Below are 16,047 nucleotides of genomic sequence, written 5' to 3'. Positions count from 1 at the left end.
CCACGGGGCTTGAAGTGCAAGGATGGGAGGACCTGCACCAGCAAGAACAGCAAAGGGCGGACCATGGCCAAAGGCATCTACGTCAGCGCAACCACCCCCGGCTCGGGCAAGTCCCTGGTAGCCCTGGGCCTGGCGGACACCCTGCACCGGCACGCGGACCGGATCGGCTTCTTCAAGCCCGTGGTCCACGGCCCCTCGGCAGCCGAGGACCCCATGGTGGCGCTGATGAAGTCCCGGTTCGCCTTGGACGATGACCGGTGCCGCGGCGGCCTGACCTACGCGGAGGTCCGCACGCTGCTCGCGGAGGGAAACCGGGCCGAGATCGATGCCAGGTGCGTGGAGATCTTCGCCGACATCGCCCGCCTCTGCGACGTGGTGATCGTCGAAGGCACAGACCTGGTGGGCCAGGACTCCGCCGTCGAATTCGACCTCAATGCCCGGCTTGCCAACAACCTGGCCACGCCCGTGGTGGCCGTTGTGGGCGCCAAGGGGCGGACCGTTCCGGAGACCGCTGCCGCCGTCGAAGTGGCGCGCAAGGAACTTGCCGCGGAAAAGTGCTCGCTCCTGGCCATCATGGTCAACCGGGCAAACGCCGATGACCTGGATGCCATTGCGGCGGCCCTGAAGCCCGGTGCCTCCGGCCGGCCCGTGTACATCCTGCCGGAACTGGAGGAGATCGCCCGGCCCACCACCGGGGAGGTGGCCATGGCGCTGGGCGTGCGGCAGATCGCCGGCACGCCGGACATGGAACGCGACGTCAGGGACATCAAGGTGGCCGCCATGAATGTGGGCAACTTCCTGAACGTGCTGGATGAAGGCGCCCTGGTGATCGTGCCGGGGGACCGGGCGGACGTGATGGTGGCCTGCCTGGCATCCTCCTTCTCACCCGAGTTCCCGGTGGCGTCGGCGCTCATCCTCACCGGCGGCCTGGCCCCGGATGCCAACATCTACCCGCTCCTGGCGCAGGCACCGTTCCCGGTGTTCGCCACCGGAGATGACACCTACCAGACCGCCCGCCGGGTCTCCGAGGTCCGCAGCGAGATCTGGTCCGGGCACCGGCGCAAGGTGGCCTCCGCCCTGGGGCTCTGGTCCCGGCGGGTGGATGAAGCCGAGCTGGTGGAGCGCCTGCACCTGCCCAGGCCCGAGCGGATGACCCCGCTGCGGTTCCTGCACGACCTCATCGAGCGGGCCCGGTCGCAGCGCCGCCACGTGGTCCTGCCGGAGGGAACCGATGTCAGGATCCTGCGCGCAGCCGAAATCCTGCACCGCCGCGATGTCTGCGACCTGACGCTGCTGGGCCCCGAATCCGCCGTCCGGGAACTGGCCGCCGCGAACGGCATCGACCTCACCGGGATCAACGTCATTGACCCTGCCACCTCCGAGCTTCGGCTCACGTTCGCAGAGAAGTACGCCGAACTGCGGGCGCACAAGGGCGTGGACCTGCCCAAGGCGCTGGAGATCATGCAGGACGTGAGCTACTTCGGCACCATGATGGTCCAGCTGGGCGTGGTGGACGGGATGGTCTCCGGCGCGGCGCACACCACGGCGCACACCATCCGGCCGGCCCTGGAGTTCGTGAAGACCCGGCCGGGCGTGAAGATCGTGTCCTCGGTGTTCCTGATGCTCATGCCGGACCGCGTGCTGGTCTACGGCGACTGCGCGGTGAACCCGGACCCCAACGTGGAGCAGCTGGCGGACATTGCCCTGGCCTCGGCCGAGACCGCCGCCCAGTTCGGCGTGGAGCCGCGGGTTGCCATGCTCTCCTACTCCACCGGAGGCTCAGGATCGGGCGAGGCGGTGGACGAGGTGCGGCAGGCCACCGAGCTGGTCCGCCGACGCCGCCCGGACCTCGCCGTGGAGGGCCCCATCCAGTACGACGCCGCCGTGGATGCCTCCATTGCCGCGTCCAAGATGCCCGGCTCCTCGGTGGCGGGGCAGGCCACGGTGTTCATCTTCCCGGATCTGAACACCGGCAACAACACGTACAAGGCGGTGCAGCAGAGCTCGGGTGCCGTTGCCGTGGGCCCCGTCCTGCAGGGGCTGCGGAAGCCGGTCAACGACCTGTCCCGCGGCTGCACGGTGGAGGACATCGTGAACACCGTGGCCATCACCGCCATCCAGGCGCAAAGTGCTGCGAAAGCCCAGGTGCAGGAACAGGCGCAGGTCTCCGCAGAGGCACCGGCCTCCTAGGGCACCACGCAGAAAAAGTACGACGCCGGCACTTTGGTAAGTGCCGGCGTCGGTCTTTTGCATGGGGGCTGGGAAGGCCTAGGCGGCTGCCTTGACCTTCAACGGCTCGATCTTGCCAATGACGAACAGGTAGTTGGCTGCGCCAATGAGGGAGATCGCGCCGATGACGGCCAGCGGCGCCACGAAGGATCCGGTCTGGTCCACCAGCACGCCGATCAGGATCGGCGTGAAGATGCCGGCCAGGTTGGAGGCGAAGTTCTGCAGGCCGCCGATGGAGCCGACGTGCCGTGAACTTGGGGCAACGTCCGCCGGCAGGGACCAGATGCCGGTTGCCGCCACGGTGAGGCTGGAGTAGGCGACGGACAGGAGGGCAAGGGCCATCCAGGCTTCCGGGACCAGTGCGGCAAACATGATGACGGAGCCGCCTGCCAGGCCGCCGGCGATGGCCGTTTTGCGGACCTTGCTGACCGGGGACCCGGCGCGCACGGCACGGTCGGCCAGGTAGCCACCCAGCCAGCCGAACAGGACGGCGCAGATGCCGGGGATGGCGCCGAAGAAGCCGAGCTTGAGGAGGTCGAAGCCGCGTTCCTTGACCAGGTAGCTGGGGAAGAACGTGATGAAGAAATAGATGGCGCTGTTCAGGCAGAAGAAGCCGAACATCATGCTCAGGATGGTGCGGTACTTGAAGAGCGAACGCCAGGGGAGTTTGGCTGCGCTTTCGTCGTCGCTTGCCGCGCCGCGGGCGCCGCCGTCCTGGATGTAGCTGACTTCGGCGGCGTTGGCGCCGGCGTGCTCCTCCGGGCCGCGGTAGTACTTCCACCACACGGCGGCCCAGATGATTCCAAGGACACCGATGATGATGAACACCGCGTGCCAGGAGGTGAAGGCGACGATCAGGGTGACGATCGGCAGGGCGATGACGGCCCCGACGCGCGAGCCGGAGTCCCAGATGCTGGTGGCGAAGGCGCGTTCGCGGACCGGGAACCAGGTGGCCACCACCTTGGCGGCTGTGCTGGGCGCCGGGCTTTCACCCACGCCGAGGAGGAAGCGCGCCGCGAAGAGGGACCAGAAACTGGATGCGGCGGCGGTGACCATGGTGAAGACGGACCACCACACGGCGGCCAGTGAGAACGAGCGGCGCGGGCCTACCTTGTCCACGTACCAGCCCGCTGCGAGCTGGAAGAAGTCGTAGGCCCAAAAGAAGGCGGCAAAGATCAGGCCCTGTTGGGTGGCGCTGAGTTCAAAGTCCTTGCCCATGAAGGGCAGTGCGACGCTGAGGCTGGAACGGTCCAGGTAGTTGATGCTGAGGCCTATGAAGGCAAGCCAGATGATCACCCAGCGTTTGCGGGTCATCAGGCGGGGCTGCCGGGCTGGAGTGCCAAGGGTTGTTTTACTTCCGAGCGTAGTCATGCGGTCTCCTTCGACATATACATGGCTTCGGGTGCGGTGCGCACGGGCGGGAGGGGAGACGCGGAAGATATCAGCGCCAAAATCATATAGGAATCGGGTTAATCATATAGATTTTGTGATCCAGATCAAGTGTTGCTTTTGGAAAGCCTGCGGAGAAGCTGCCGGCGGCGGGTGGCTTATGATTCCCCCAGCAGCTTCACTCCAACCGGCGCCCGTGCAACCGGGTGCCCCGGTTCAACCCGGTCCACTCCAGTTCAAGAGGTAATTGCGTGCCCCCACGTCAACCATCCGAAGTTCCGCGCGGCAAAGCAGCCGTTCCCGACGTCTACACGGCCATGCGCGCCTCCATCCTGGACGGCGGGATTGCTCCGGGCACCCGCATCAACATTGATGCCGTGGCCCGCAGCCTTGGCGTCTCGCAGACCCCGGTCCGTGAGGTGCTCCAGCGGCTCGAGGGCGACAACCTGGTGGTGTACAACCCCGGCCGCGGCTACAGCACCACCCCGCTCCTGGACCTGCCGGAACTGCGCTCGCTGTTCGAGTTCAGGCTCCTGGTGGAGCCCTGGGCGGCGCGTGCGGCGGCGGTGGACCGCCTTGCCAATCCGGCCGCCGCGCTGGAAAAGGAGCTGGCGGGCTTCCGGGGCACCATGAAGCGCAGCAAGGACCTGAGGCAGGATCTGGTGGCGCACGACACCCGCTTTCATGACACCATCCTGGCCGCCTCCGGAAATCCTGTGGTCCGGCACGCCTTTGCCCAGACGCACTGCCACCTGCACACCTTCCGGCTCTACCCGGCAGATGTGGACGGCGCCATCACGGTGGCTGAGCATACGGCCGTGCGTGAGGCGATCGAAGCCTGCGATCCGGAGCGGGCCGAGGCGGCCATGACCACCCATATCCGCAACTCCTTCGACAGGTTTGCCCAGGCCTTCGAAGGTGAACTTGCCCCCCTGGAGGACAGCGGCCCGCCGCGCAGGCGGATCATCACCGGCTAGCCCAGTGCGGCGCAGCCCCGGCCCTGCAGGGCCGGGGCTTTTGTGTGCCCGGGCAAGCGAATGCCTGCCGGGCAGGTCTTGACCTGGATCACATGTCCTATATGATTTTAGAAATTCGTATAGGAATCGAATCTTTCCCCTCCCAGCAGTCGTAAACCGAAAGTTGAGTTCCATGCCTTCCATCACGTCCATCAAGACCCAGGACGTTCGTTTCCCCACATCCCTCGAACTTGACGGTTCCGATGCGGTCAACGTCGACCCTGACTACTCCGCCGCCTACGTTGTCATCCGCACCGACGCGGGCGATGAGGGCCACGGCTTCATCTTCAGTTGCGGCCGCGGCAATGAAATCCTCACGTCCGCGATTGACGCCTACGCACGCCTGCTGGTGGGCCGCGACATCGACGAGCTGATTTATGACCTGGGCGGCGCGTCCAGGCTCCTGGTCCACGACTCCCAGCTCCGCTGGCTGGGACCCGAGAAGGGCGTGACCCAGATGGCCTGCGGCGCCCTGGTCAGCGCTTTGTGGGACATCCGTGCCCGCCGCGAAAACAAGCCGTTGTGGCTCCTCCTTGCCGAAATGACACCGGAGGAACTGGTCAGCGTGGTGGACTTCACCCACATCCGCGACGCCCTCAGCCCCGAGGAAGCCCTGGAGATCCTCCGCGCCGGCCAGGAAGGCAAAGCCCAGCGCATCGAGTCGCTCCGGAACAACGGGTTCCCCGCCTACACCACCTCCCCGGGCTGGCTGGGCTACAGCGACGAGAAACTGGTCCGGCTGAGCAAGGAGGCGGCCGCGGAAGGCTTCTCCATGATCAAGCTCAAGGTGGGCGGCGACATCAACGATGACCGCAGGCGCATGGCCCTGGCCCGTGAGGCGGTGGGCGCCCTGCCCATCGCCATTGACGCCAACCAGCGCTGGGAAGTCTCCGAGGCCATCGAGTGGGTCAACCAGCTGGCCGAATTCACCCCCTACTGGATCGAAGAGCCCACCAGCACGGATGACATCCTGGGCCACGCCGACATCCGCAAGGGTGTCACCCCGGTACGGGTGGCCACCGGAGAGGCCGTGGCGAGCCGGATCGTCTTCAAGCAGCTCCTCCAGGCCGGCGCCATCGACGTCCTGCAGCTGGACTCCACCCGTGTGGCCGGCGTCAACGAGAACATCGCCATCCTGCTGCTGGCAGCCAAGTTCGGGGTCCCCGTCTGCCCGCACGCCGGGGGAGTGGGCCTGTGCGAACTGGTCCAGCACTTCTCCTTCTTCGACTACGCCGTGGTGGGCCGCAGCCAGGAAAACCGCATGATCGAATTCGTGGACCACCTGCACGAGCACTTTGCCGAACCCGTCCGGATCATCGACGGCCGCTATGCCGCCCCGGCACTGCCCGGCACGGGCGCCGAGATGCTCACCGCCTCCCGCGCCCGCTGGGAATTCCCCAACGGCGCAGGCTGGCAGGAAGTGGGCAACCGGGCCGCCGTCACCGGCGGATCCCTGGCCGCGGCGGCAGGAGCCGGCCGATGACCGCGGCCCCCCACGCAACGGCCGTCCTCGCCGGACCCACCACCGCAGGGGAGCTCGACGCCGCCGTCGGCGCCGCCCACCGTGCCTTCGAACAGGCCCGTTTGGCGGACCCGCACCGGCGCGCCGGCTGGCTTGAAGCCATTGCCGCCGGCCTGGAGCAGGACGCTGCGGGACTTGTGCAGACCGCCGTGGCCGAAACACACCTCGGGACGGCCAGGCTGGAAGGGGAACTGAAGCGCACCGTGTTCCAGCTGCGGCTCTTCGCGGCGGAAATCCGCCTCGGGGAGCACTTCGACGCCACCATCGACCACGCCGACCCCAACTGGCCCATGGGCCCGCGCCCGGACCTTCGGCGCTACAACGTCCCGCTCGGCGTTGTGGGCGTCTTCGGCGCCTCCAACTTCCCCTTTGCGTTCAGCGTGATGGGCGGGGACAGCGCGTCGGCCCTGGCGGCCGGCTGCGCCGTCGTCCACAAAGCCCACGACGCCCACGCCGGGCTTGCGGCCCGGACCGCGCGGACCGTGATCGATGCGCTGGAAGGTGCAGGTGCGCCGTCGGGCCTGTTCTCCATGGTGACCGGGCGGCAGGCAGGCGAGGCGCTGGTGGACCACCCCCAGGTGAAAGCCATCGGTTTCACCGGCTCCACCGCGGGCGGCCGCGCCCTGCTCGACCGCATCGCTGCCCGCCCGGAGCCCATTCCGTTCTTCGGTGAACTGGGCGGCATCAACGCCGTCTTCGTCACGGGCAGGGCCTGGGCCGCGCGGCGGGCGGACATCCTCGCCGGCTATGCTGCCTCGTTCACCCTGGGCATGGGCCAGTTCTGCACCAAGCCCGGGCTGCTGTTCGTCCCCGCGGGGCAGGCCGATGACGTTCGCCGCGAACTGGCGCAGGCCCTGGCAGGTTTCACGCCCGCCCGGCTGCTCAGCCCCCGCCTGCACGACGGGTACTGCGATGCCGTCAGCCGGCTCCGGGACACCGACGGCGTGGACGTCCTGGTGGAAGGCGACTTTGCCGAGGAGCCGGCCCCCACCGTCCTGCTCACCACTGCCGACGAGGTCCGGAAGAATCCGGAGCTGCTCCGCCAGGAGATGTTCGGGCCGGCCAGCCTGGTGGTCGCGTACGACGACGAATCCGGGTTGCCGGACCTGGCCGGGCTGCTGGAAGGGCAGCTGACCACCACGCTCCAGGCGGAAGCGGACGACGACGTCGCCGCGCTCGCTGCCCGGCTGGCGGACATCAGCGGCCGGGTCCTGTGGAACGGCTGGCCCACGGGAGTTACCGTCAGCTACGCCCAGCACCACGGAGGGCCATACCCCGCCACCACCTCGGCCACCACGTCGGTGGGCACGGCGGCGGTCCGCCGGTTCCTGCGGCCGGTGGCATACCAGGACTTTCCCGCGGACCGGCTGCCCGAACCCCTGCAGGACAGCAATCCCTGGCAGGTTCCGCAAAGGGTGGATGGCGTCTGGCAGCGCCCATCCGGCGCCGCAGCCGGGGTTGTGGCCACCCAGGAGGACAAGCAATGAACGCCACAGGCCCGGAAGACGTCCACGCCATACTCCCCGAGGACGCGGACCAGGCCCTGCTGATCGGGCGGGTCTGGGATGTGGAGAGCGGGGGACCACGCGTTGTGGCCGTCAGCGGGGGCAGCGTCTTTGACCTGCACCGCCTGGCCGGAACGGTCGCGGATCTCCTGGAGCTGCCCGATCCCGCTGCCGCCGTCCGCTCAGCCCTGGCAGATCCCGGCCTGGCGGAACCGCGTTGGGACACGGCCGGCGTCGTCAAGGCGTCCCTGGAGGGTGACAGCACCCGGACCCGGTTGCTGGCCCCCGTGGACCTCCAGGTCATCAAGGCCTGCGGCGTCACGTTCGTGGACAGCATGATCGAGCGCGTCATCGAGGAGCGCTGCGCCGGCGACGCCGGACGCGCGGCCGGGGTCCGGGAACTGGTGGGCCGCGCCCTGGGTGGAAGCATTTCCGCCCTGCGGCCGGGATCGCCGGAAGCCGCCGAAGCCAAACGCGTCCTGATCTCCGAAGGCCTGTGGTCGCAGTACCTGGAAGTGGGGATCGGTCCGGACCCGGAAGTCTTCACCAAGGCCCCGGTCCTCTCCTCGGTAGGCCTGGGCGCGGGCATCGGCATCCCGGCCTTCTCGTCCTGGAACAACCCGGAGCCGGAGCTGGTCCTGATCGCCACCTCCGGCGGCACAGTGGTGGGTGCGACGCTCGGCAACGACGTGAACCTGCGTGATGTTGAGGGCAGGAGCGCGCTGCTGCTGGGCAAGGCCAAGGACAACAACGCCTCCAGCGCGCTGGGACCGCTGATCCGGCTGTTCGACGGCCAATTCACCCTGGATACGCTGCGCGGCGAGGAGATCCTGCTGCGCGTCGAAGGCCCGGACGGCTACCTGCTGGAGGGCCGGAACAGCGTGTCCCGGATCAGCCGGCCCTTCGAGGAGCTCGTGGCGGCGACGCACGGGAAGCACCATCAGTACCCGGACGGATTCGCACTGTTCACGGGGACCCTGTTTGCGCCCACACAGGACCGCGACGTGCCCGGACAGGGCTTCACCCACAAACACGGTGACCGGGTGACCATCCGCAGCCGGCACCTGGGTGCCCTGATCAACCGGGTGGGGCCCTGTGAGGAACTGCCGGAGTGGTCATTCGGCCTGCGCCGGCTGTTCGCATACCTGGCCGCGCAGCAGCAGGAGGCGCGGGCCTAGCTGTGGTGCAACAACGTACGACGCCGGCACTTTGGTGAGTGCCGACGTCGTACGTTGTTCATGGGGTGCTTTGGTGCCTGCGGTGCTTAGCTGTTGTCCGGCTTGGCCAGGCTCTCCTGATCCTCTTCCTTGGCAGGCTCGTCGGAGAGGCCCTGCGGGGTGAGGTCCAGGTCCTCCCGGTTCTCGGGCGCCTCCGGCGCTTCCCCGGTTTCTGCGGCCTTGAGGTTGCCCGTGTCGTCCAGGGCCGGATTGGCGCCCTCCACTCCCGTGGGATCACCCTTGCCGCCGGATCCCGTTCCGGCGTTGAGCGGGGCGGTGCTGCTGGATCCCGTGTTGGTGGGGTCGTTCTCGTCGATCGAATTGGGCTCGTTCGTCATGGAATTGTCCTCTCGGCGTGGTCCAGCCTTGTCCGCCGACCATAATCACAGCGGGGCCTGATCCGCAAGGAAGGGCCCGACCCGATGTTCCCCTCGGCTAACATCGCTGGCATGCCCGGTACAGCCATCACCACTGCCTTCATCCCTGTCCGCAACCCACACGCCGCGGCCGACTGGTACCGCCGGTTTCTTGGACTCAGCGTCGCGGAGGCGAACACCTTCTCAGCAGTCCTCACCGCTGCGGGAACCGCATCCGTCACGCTGATGGGCCCGGACAGCGGCATCAAGGCCGCCCCCGGTCTGGCGTGGGCAACCTGCAATTTCATGGTGGACGACCTGACTGGAACGCATGCCGTGCTGGCGGAAAGCGGTGTTCCGGTCAGTGCCATCGAGGGGTCTCCGGAGGTATGCCTCTTCTTCACGGCGCAGGACCCGGACGGCAACACGCTGCTGCTCACCGACCGATAGCGGCTCAACCTATAGTGGGGGTTGAACTGCAGACGCCAGGCTGAGGAGGCCCCGCATGCTCGTGCTCGTCATCAACTCCGGTTCGTCCTCCCTGAAGTACCAGGTCCGTGACGTGGCCGCCGGAACGGTCCTCACCGAGGGGCTGATCGAGAAGATCGGCATGGGCAACGGCGGCGGCGGGGACGGCGAGATCGAGGGCCCGCGGGACCACGCGGAGGCGCTGGAGCAGGTGGACGCGGCCATCCACCGGGAACTGGGCGGCCTTGAGCTCGGTGCGGTGGGGCACCGGGTGGTCCACGGCGGCGAGCGGTTCGCCGAACCCGTCCTGGTGGACAACGAGATCACCCGCGCCATCGAACGCCTCAACCCGCTGGCGCCGCTGCACAACCCCGCCAACGTGCTGGGCATCCGCGCCATCACCAAAAAGTGGCCCAAAATGCCGCAGGTGGCCGTGTTCGACACCGCCTTCCACCGCACCCTGCCCGAGCACGCGTGGCGCTACGCCGTCCCGGACGAGCTGTACACCAACCACGGCATCCGCCGCTACGGCTTCCATGGAACCTCCCATGAGTACGTGGCGCGCCGGTCGGCCGCCCTGCTGGACCTTCCCGCTGAGGAGTTCGACGGCGTCATCGCGCACCTGGGCAACGGTGCCTCCGTGACCGCCATCCGCGGCGGGAAGTCGGTGGACACCTCCATGGGCTTCACCCCGCTGGAGGGCCTGGTCATGGGCACCCGCTCCGGCGACCTTGACCCTTCCATCCTGGTGTTCCTTGGCCGCGCCGGCTGGACGCCCGAGGACATCGACACCATGCTCAACCGGGAATCGGGGCTGAAGGGCCTGGCCGGCAACAACGACATGCGCTCGGTAGTGGAAGCCTCCGAGTCCGGGAACGAAAAAGCCACGATGGCGCTCGCGGTGGCATCCTACCGGCTGGCCAAATACATCGGCGGCTACCATGTGGCAGTCGGTGGGGCCAAGGCTCTGGTGTTCACCGCGGGGATCGGCGAGAACTCCTCCCAGTTCCGGGCGCAGGTGGCGGACCGGCTGGGCGCCCTGGGCATCGAGCTCGACGGCGGCCTGAACTCCCAGCGGTCCAAGGAACCGCGCGTCATTTCCACGCCCTCGTCCGCGATTCCCGTCCTGGTGGTCCCCACGGATGAGGAACGCGCCATCGCAGAGGCAACAGCCGCCGTCGTCTCCGCCGGCCGATAAGCCCCATGCCTGACATTTCCCTGCCGATCCGCACCGAACGGCTGGTACTCCGCCGTTTTGACGGCGGTGACCTTGAGGCCTTCCACGCCTACCACTCGTTGCCGGAGACCGCCCGGTTCCTGCCCGGCCCGGCCAAGAGCTACACCCAGTCGATGGAGCGGGTGGGCCGGTACGCCAACTTTGCCTTCGAGAAGGAGGGCGACTGGGTGGCCCTCGCCATCGAGGCAGCGAATGAGCCCGGGCTGCAGGGGGAGGTGGTGCTCAAATGGCTGCCGGGACTCGGCCAGGGCGAAGTCGGGTGGACACTGGCGCCCGGAGCACGCGGTAAGGGTTACGGCACGGAGGCCGCCCGGGCCATGCTCCAGCTGGGCTTCGGGGAACTGGGCATGCACCGGATTGAAGCCCGGCTGGATGAACTCAATGTGGCGTCGGCGTCAGTGTGCGGCCGGCTGGGCATGCGGCTGGAGGCGCGGCACATCGACAAGTGGCATTACAAGGGCCAGTGGGCCACTGAGCTCATCTATGCCATCCTGGCCGATGAATGGCGCATCGGTTCCGGCGGTGAGCTTTAGGCCCTGCCCTTGAGGATCAGGTTCCAGTAGATCTTCGGGAACAGGTCCCGGTCCACAACCCATGAGAACTTGCTTTCGTTCCAGGTGGGCACCCGCGGAAGGGTGGGCATGGGGCGGTAACGGTCATCGAACTCGGCGAACACCACCGTGTCCCGTGACACCGTGAACGGGCACACCGAGTAGCCGTTGTACTTCGCCGGCAGCCGCTTGCCTTTCCGGGCTGCCACCAGGTTCTTGGCCACCACTTTGGTCTGCTTGCGCAGCGCCCCGCCGGATTTGGAGTTGGTGGTGCCTGCGGCATCGCCCAGGGACCACACGTTGGGGTAGCGGAGGTGCCGAAGGGTCTGCCAATCCACCTCCACGAAGCCGCCCGTGTCACCGGCGGCCGGCAGGTCCGTGGCCTTGAGCCAGTCCGGGGCCGACTGCGGCGGGACGGCGTTGAGGACGTCGTAGTGCAGGTTCTCCACGGTACCGGCGGCAAGATCCCGGATGGTGGCTGTTTGGCCTGCAGCATCCACGCCAACCAATTCGCTGTTGGTCCGCAGTTCGATGCCGTACTCCGCAATCTTGCGGTCCAGTTCGCGGTCCACCTCCGGGACCCCGAAAACGGTGGGGTAAGGCTGGACCATCACCACGCGGATCCGGTCCAGGAGGCCCTGTTCCCGCCAGTAGTCGCAGGCCAGGTACATGGGTTTCTGGGCAGCGCCGCCGCACTTGATGGGGCCCGCCGGCATGGTGAAAACGGCGGTGCCGGACGTCATGCTGCGGAGCAGCGTCCAGGCCTTGGACGCCAGTTCGAACTCGTAGTGGGAGGCGCCGGAGGGCGAGTGCACGGCCTCGGCCAGGCCCGGTACCGCGTCCCAGTCGTATTGCAGCCCGGGGCACACCACCAGCTGCCCGTAGGCCACGGTGGAACCGGACGCCAGGGTGACCGTGTTGGCGGCGGCATCAATGCCCGCGGCGGCGTCATGGATCCACGTCACGCCCTGGGGCGTCACGGATTCCTGCGAGCGGATGGCTTCCTGTGCCTGGGCGCGGCCTCCTGCGATATGCGAAAACAGCGGCTGGTAGAGGTGATGGTCCTTGGGCTCGATGACAGCCACGTCCTTGACCCCGTACCGCTGCAGCCGGGCTGCCAGGGAGATGCCGGCGTTTCCGCCGCCGATGATGACTACCTCGTACTGGGCAGCCACGGCGCTACTTCTTCTCGGTCAGCGCGGATGCCTTGTGCGCCGCGCGGGCACCCGTCTTGTCCGACTCCACCACATACTGAGGTTCGTCCTCAGTGGCGCGGTGCGTGTTGCCGTCGAGTTCAAAGTCGCTGGTCTTTTTTTCGACGATTTTGCCGTGCGTCTTGCCCTGCGAAGTGTTCCACTCCACATGCGTTCCCTTGCTCAATGACATGCCTGCTCCTCTGGGATCCCTGCGGAAAACAAGTGCCCCCCAATAGTAAGCATGGTTAGCTTATGGGCGCATTGACAGGGAATTCCTCTGTCACCGCCTCTGAGCAGGTGGGCGGCGGTCCCGTCACGAAGGGAACCAGCCCTGAAGCAGTGCCTGCCGCAGGGCTGGCGAAGGAAAGCGTACGACGGCGGGACGCGCCCGCCGTCGTACGTTTCAGTCCTGCTTCAGGCCGGCTCCGGGCAGCAGTTCTGTTGCGCCCAGGGAATCGGCGATGAAGGCGTAGTCCCAGGCCCTCTCGCGCCACTGCACGTACCGTCCGGACGCGCCGCCGTGGCCACCGTCCATCTCGATCTTCATCACGATAGGTTCGGACCCCGTGGTCTTGTTCCGCAGTTCCTGCACCCACTTGGCCGGCTCCACGTACAGGACCCGGGTGTCGTTGAAGGACGTCACCGCGGCGATCTTGGGGTAGGCCACCGCCCGCACGTTTTCGTAGGGGGAGTAGGACTTCATGTAGGCGTAGGCCAGCGGGTCCGTGATGGGATTGCCCCACTCCTCCCACTCCAGCGCGGACAACGGCAGGTCCGGATCCAGGATGCTGGTGAGCGGGTCCACGAACGGCACCTGCGCCACGATGGCCGCGTACTTCTCCGGTGCCATGTTGGCCACGGCACCCATCAGGAGTCCACCGGCCGAACCGCCCAGGGCGGCGATGCGGGAGGGATCCACCCAGCCCGAGTCCGCCAGCCAGTCGGTGGCGTCCACGAAGTCGGTGAAGGTGTTCTTCTTGGTGAGCTTCTTGCCGTCCTCGTACCAGTGCCGGCCCAGCTCGCCGCCGCCGCGGATGTGGGCGATCACGAACACCACACCGCGGTCCAGCAGGGACAGCCGTGCTACTCCGAAGCCGGGGTCCATGCTCATCTCGTAGGAGCCGTACCCGTACACCAGGCCGGCCGCCGTCGAATCCTGTTTGACGGCCTTGTGCCGCAGGACCGACAGCGGGATGCGCGTGCCGTCACCTGCGGTGGCCCATTCCCGGGTGGCCACGTAATCGCTTCCGTCATAGCCACCCAGCACGGGGCTCTCCTTGCGGAGCAGCAGTTCGCCGGTGGGCTGCTCCGGGGTGGGCAGGACGAAGTCGTAAATGCGGGACGGCGTGAAGTAGGACGTGTAGCCCAGCCGGATCACGGGTGCCTCGTAGTCCGAACCGCCCACCCCCGCCGTGTACAGCTCCTCGTCGAACGCCGGCTCCACCGGCGCCTGCTGCGCAGGCGTGCCCAGGCCGGCCAGCCCCATCACCTGGACGCGCTCGATGGTGTCCTTGCGGATGGACACGACCAGGTGCGTGGCGGTGACACCGGCGCCGTTGACGCGGACGTCGCCGGAATGTTCCACGATGGTCTGCCAGGTCTGTTCTGCCAGCGGCTTGTGGAGTTCTTCCGCGTCAGCCAGGGAGACCATGGAGTTGATGGCGCCGTGGTTGTGCGTGAGCAGGATTTTCTCGGTTTTCCCGTCGGGGCCGTCGAGCAGGAAGGGCTCGGCCTCATACAGGATGCGTTCATCCCGCGAGATCACCGTGCTGACGGTTCCGGTGGGGTCGTCGAAACGGAGCAGCCGGGTTTCGCTGTACTCCGAGCATCCAATGCCCAGCACCAGGTAGCGCCGGTCCGCGGAGAGCTCGAAGCCCAGCCACATGGCGGGGTCGTCCTCCTGGTACACCACAACGTCGTCGGCCACGGGTGTGCCCAGGACGTGCGCCTTCACCTGGTACGGGCGCCAGGACTCGTCCACCACTGTGTAGAAGATACGGGTGCCGTCCGGGGAGAACGCCACGCCGTAGAAGATGTTTTCGATGGCATCCGGCAGCAGTTCACCGGTGCGGAGGTCCTTGATCCGGAGGGTGAAGCGTTCGTCTCCGGAGTTGTCCACTGCGTAGGCATAGAGGGTTCCGTCAACCGTGACGGCGGTGCCGCCTATGGAGAAGAACGGCTTGCCTTCGGCTTCCACGTTGCCGTCCAGCAGGATTTCCTCGCCGGGGATCTGCAGGCCGGGTTCCACGGCGGGCGGAGTCCAGTCCGCCACCTTGTCTCCGGTGTCCTGCGCCTTGACCCGGCAGTGGATGCCGTATTCCTTGCCCTCCGCGGAGCGGCTGAAGTACCACCAGCCGTCCTTGCGGTGTGGAACGGAGAGGTCTGTTTCCTGGGTGCGGCCCTTGATCTCCTGGAAGATGGCCTCGCGGAGCGGCTCCTGGTGCGCGGTGACGGCTTCCTGGTACGCGTTTTCGGCCCGCAGGTGCTCCACGACCTCCGGCGATTCCTTGTCCCGCAGCCACTCGTAGTTGTCCACGAACGTCTCCCCGTGGTGGGTGCGTTCGGTGGGGATCTTCTTGGCAACCGGGGGCGCCGGGGTGGCAGTGCCGGTGGAATCCTGCAGGGAGGTGGAGGTCATGGATTCAATATATAGACCAGCCCGGACAAGTCGGCAGGCCGTTCGCTACCGGGGGAGAAGGGACGCCCCGAATGGGGCGAAAGACTCTGGGATCCTACCCGCGGTTCCCGGCACCCTGAAAGGGTCCCGCAGGGAAAAGGAGAAACCATGACCCCCGAATCCGGACCGGCTCCCCGCGCCAAAGCATGGCTGGCGGTGACCCGCTGCATGGGAACGTCGTGCGTGATGCTGGTCCGCAGGCAGGTGCATCTTCCCAAGGAAAACGTGGGCCGGGTGCTGCGCTTCGCTGACGGCAGCACCTCGCGGGTCTACCGGGAGACCGCCGTCGACCGGCAGCCCGGCGAGCCCTGCATCCTGGTGGTGGCCTTCACGCTGCGCCTGGTCCGGGGCCGGATGCACCGCCTTTTCGAGGCGGAAAGCCTGCTGAACACCCCGCTCTTCGTCGGGTTCCCGGGCTTTGTTTCCAAGCTGTGGTGCGCCCACGACACCTTCGGTGCCTACCGCGGCCTGTACGAATGGGACGGTGCCGAGCGGGCGCGAAGCTACGCTGCGGCCCTCTGGCGGGTCCTGGAACTGGTCAGCGTACCCGGGTCCATCAGCTACAAAGTGGTTCCCGGGCTGCGCCGCGACGAGGTGCTCGCAAACCCCGCCCGGATGCAGGAAGCAGCAGCCACCCAGGACCACGCCTGGTGGCGGCTTCTCGGCCAGGCATGACGGCCGGGC

14 protein-coding genes are annotated in these 16,047 nt (G+C 67.3%); 9 read left to right on the top strand and 5 right to left on the bottom strand.

The features are described from left to right. Positions 1-63: 63 nt before the first annotated feature. Positions 64-2,190 carry a phosphate acetyltransferase gene (pta, locus tag ACEN9K_RS17810; RefSeq protein ID WP_495634778.1) on the top strand — a complete coding sequence of 709 codons (2,127 nt, stop codon included), beginning with the start codon at positions 64-66 and terminating at the stop codon, positions 2,188-2,190. 78 nt (positions 2,191-2,268) lie between these two features. Here pta and ACEN9K_RS17805 read toward each other — a convergent pair whose 3' ends face one another. After that, a complete protein-coding gene (locus ACEN9K_RS17805) occupies positions 2,269-3,600 on the bottom strand; it encodes an MFS transporter (protein ID WP_018768852.1) in 1,332 nt (443 codons plus the stop codon). Between the two features lie 269 nt (positions 3,601-3,869). Between ACEN9K_RS17805 and ACEN9K_RS17800 the strand changes: the two genes are divergently transcribed. The 4 genes from ACEN9K_RS17800 (at position 3,870) to ACEN9K_RS17785 (ending at position 8,839) form a co-directional block, all read left to right on the top strand. Next, positions 3,870-4,595, top strand: a complete 726-nt coding sequence (locus tag ACEN9K_RS17800) for a GntR family transcriptional regulator (RefSeq protein WP_043424825.1) — start codon at positions 3,870-3,872, stop codon at positions 4,593-4,595. Positions 4,596-4,767: 172 nt separating this feature from the next. Beyond that, positions 4,768-6,117 carry an L-fuconate dehydratase gene (locus ACEN9K_RS17795; RefSeq protein WP_056392707.1) on the top strand — a complete coding sequence of 450 codons (1,350 nt, stop codon included), beginning with the start codon at positions 4,768-4,770 and terminating at the stop codon, positions 6,115-6,117. Beyond that, positions 6,114-7,643, top strand: coding sequence for an aldehyde dehydrogenase (NADP(+)) (locus tag ACEN9K_RS17790; RefSeq protein WP_223992597.1), 1,530 nt, complete (start codon positions 6,114-6,116; stop codon positions 7,641-7,643). The genes ACEN9K_RS17795 and ACEN9K_RS17790 overlap by 4 nt, the downstream gene beginning before the upstream one ends. After that, entirely contained in the window at positions 7,640-8,839 is a 1,200-nt protein-coding gene (locus ACEN9K_RS17785) for a fumarylacetoacetate hydrolase family protein (protein ID WP_056392711.1), read from the top strand. Before ACEN9K_RS17790 ends, ACEN9K_RS17785 begins: the two co-directional genes overlap by 4 nt. An 86-nt stretch (positions 8,840-8,925) precedes the next feature. Here ACEN9K_RS17785 and ACEN9K_RS17780 read toward each other — a convergent pair whose 3' ends face one another. Beyond that, positions 8,926-9,216 carry a hypothetical protein gene (locus ACEN9K_RS17780; protein WP_018768847.1) on the bottom strand — a complete coding sequence of 97 codons (291 nt, stop codon included), beginning with the start codon at positions 9,214-9,216 and terminating at the stop codon, positions 8,926-8,928. Between the two features lie 111 nt (positions 9,217-9,327). On the opposite strand from ACEN9K_RS17780, the gene ACEN9K_RS17775 reads away from it, so the two are divergent. From ACEN9K_RS17775 to ACEN9K_RS17765, 3 genes are read left to right on the top strand one after another with little or no spacing between them, the layout of a single operon-like run. Beyond that, a complete protein-coding gene (locus tag ACEN9K_RS17775; RefSeq protein WP_495634777.1) occupies positions 9,328-9,684 on the top strand; it encodes a VOC family protein in 357 nt (118 codons plus the stop codon). Between the two features lie 55 nt (positions 9,685-9,739). Further along, the gene (locus tag ACEN9K_RS17770) at positions 9,740-10,900 is read left to right on the top strand and encodes an acetate kinase (protein ID WP_056392715.1); all 1,161 of its coding nucleotides are present in this window, start codon (positions 9,740-9,742) and stop codon (positions 10,898-10,900) included. 5 nt (positions 10,901-10,905) lie between these two features. Then, on the top strand, positions 10,906-11,472 hold the full coding sequence (locus ACEN9K_RS17765) for a GNAT family N-acetyltransferase (protein WP_056392717.1): 567 nt from the start codon (positions 10,906-10,908) through the stop codon (positions 11,470-11,472). Here the strand turns inward: ACEN9K_RS17765 and ACEN9K_RS17760 are convergent. The 3 genes from ACEN9K_RS17760 to ACEN9K_RS17750 form a co-directional block, all read right to left on the bottom strand. Beyond that, the gene (locus tag ACEN9K_RS17760; protein WP_223992590.1) at positions 11,469-12,665 is read right to left on the bottom strand and encodes an NAD(P)/FAD-dependent oxidoreductase; all 1,197 of its coding nucleotides are present in this window, start codon (positions 12,663-12,665) and stop codon (positions 11,469-11,471) included. The two genes, ACEN9K_RS17765 and ACEN9K_RS17760, sit on opposite strands and share 4 nt — an antisense overlap. A gap of 4 nt (positions 12,666-12,669) precedes the next feature. Then, positions 12,670-12,876: a hypervirulence associated TUDOR domain-containing protein gene (locus tag ACEN9K_RS17755; RefSeq protein ID WP_018768841.1), complete on the bottom strand. Its 207-nt coding sequence runs from the start codon at positions 12,874-12,876 to the stop codon at positions 12,670-12,672. 213 nt (positions 12,877-13,089) lie between these two features. Beyond that, positions 13,090-15,324, bottom strand: a complete 2,235-nt coding sequence (locus tag ACEN9K_RS17750) for a S9 family peptidase (protein ID WP_223992589.1) — start codon at positions 15,322-15,324, stop codon at positions 13,090-13,092. 147 nt (positions 15,325-15,471) lie between these two features. On the opposite strand from ACEN9K_RS17750, the gene ACEN9K_RS17745 reads away from it, so the two are divergent. After that, on the top strand, positions 15,472-16,038 hold the full coding sequence (locus ACEN9K_RS17745; RefSeq protein WP_223992588.1) for a hypothetical protein: 567 nt from the start codon (positions 15,472-15,474) through the stop codon (positions 16,036-16,038). Positions 16,039-16,047: the final 9 nt, after the last annotated feature.

This window comes from Pseudarthrobacter sp. Pseusp20, assembly GCF_059492155.1.
The sequence above is the reverse complement of the archived record's forward strand: the minus strand, read 5'-3'. Positions and strand labels throughout refer to the sequence as shown.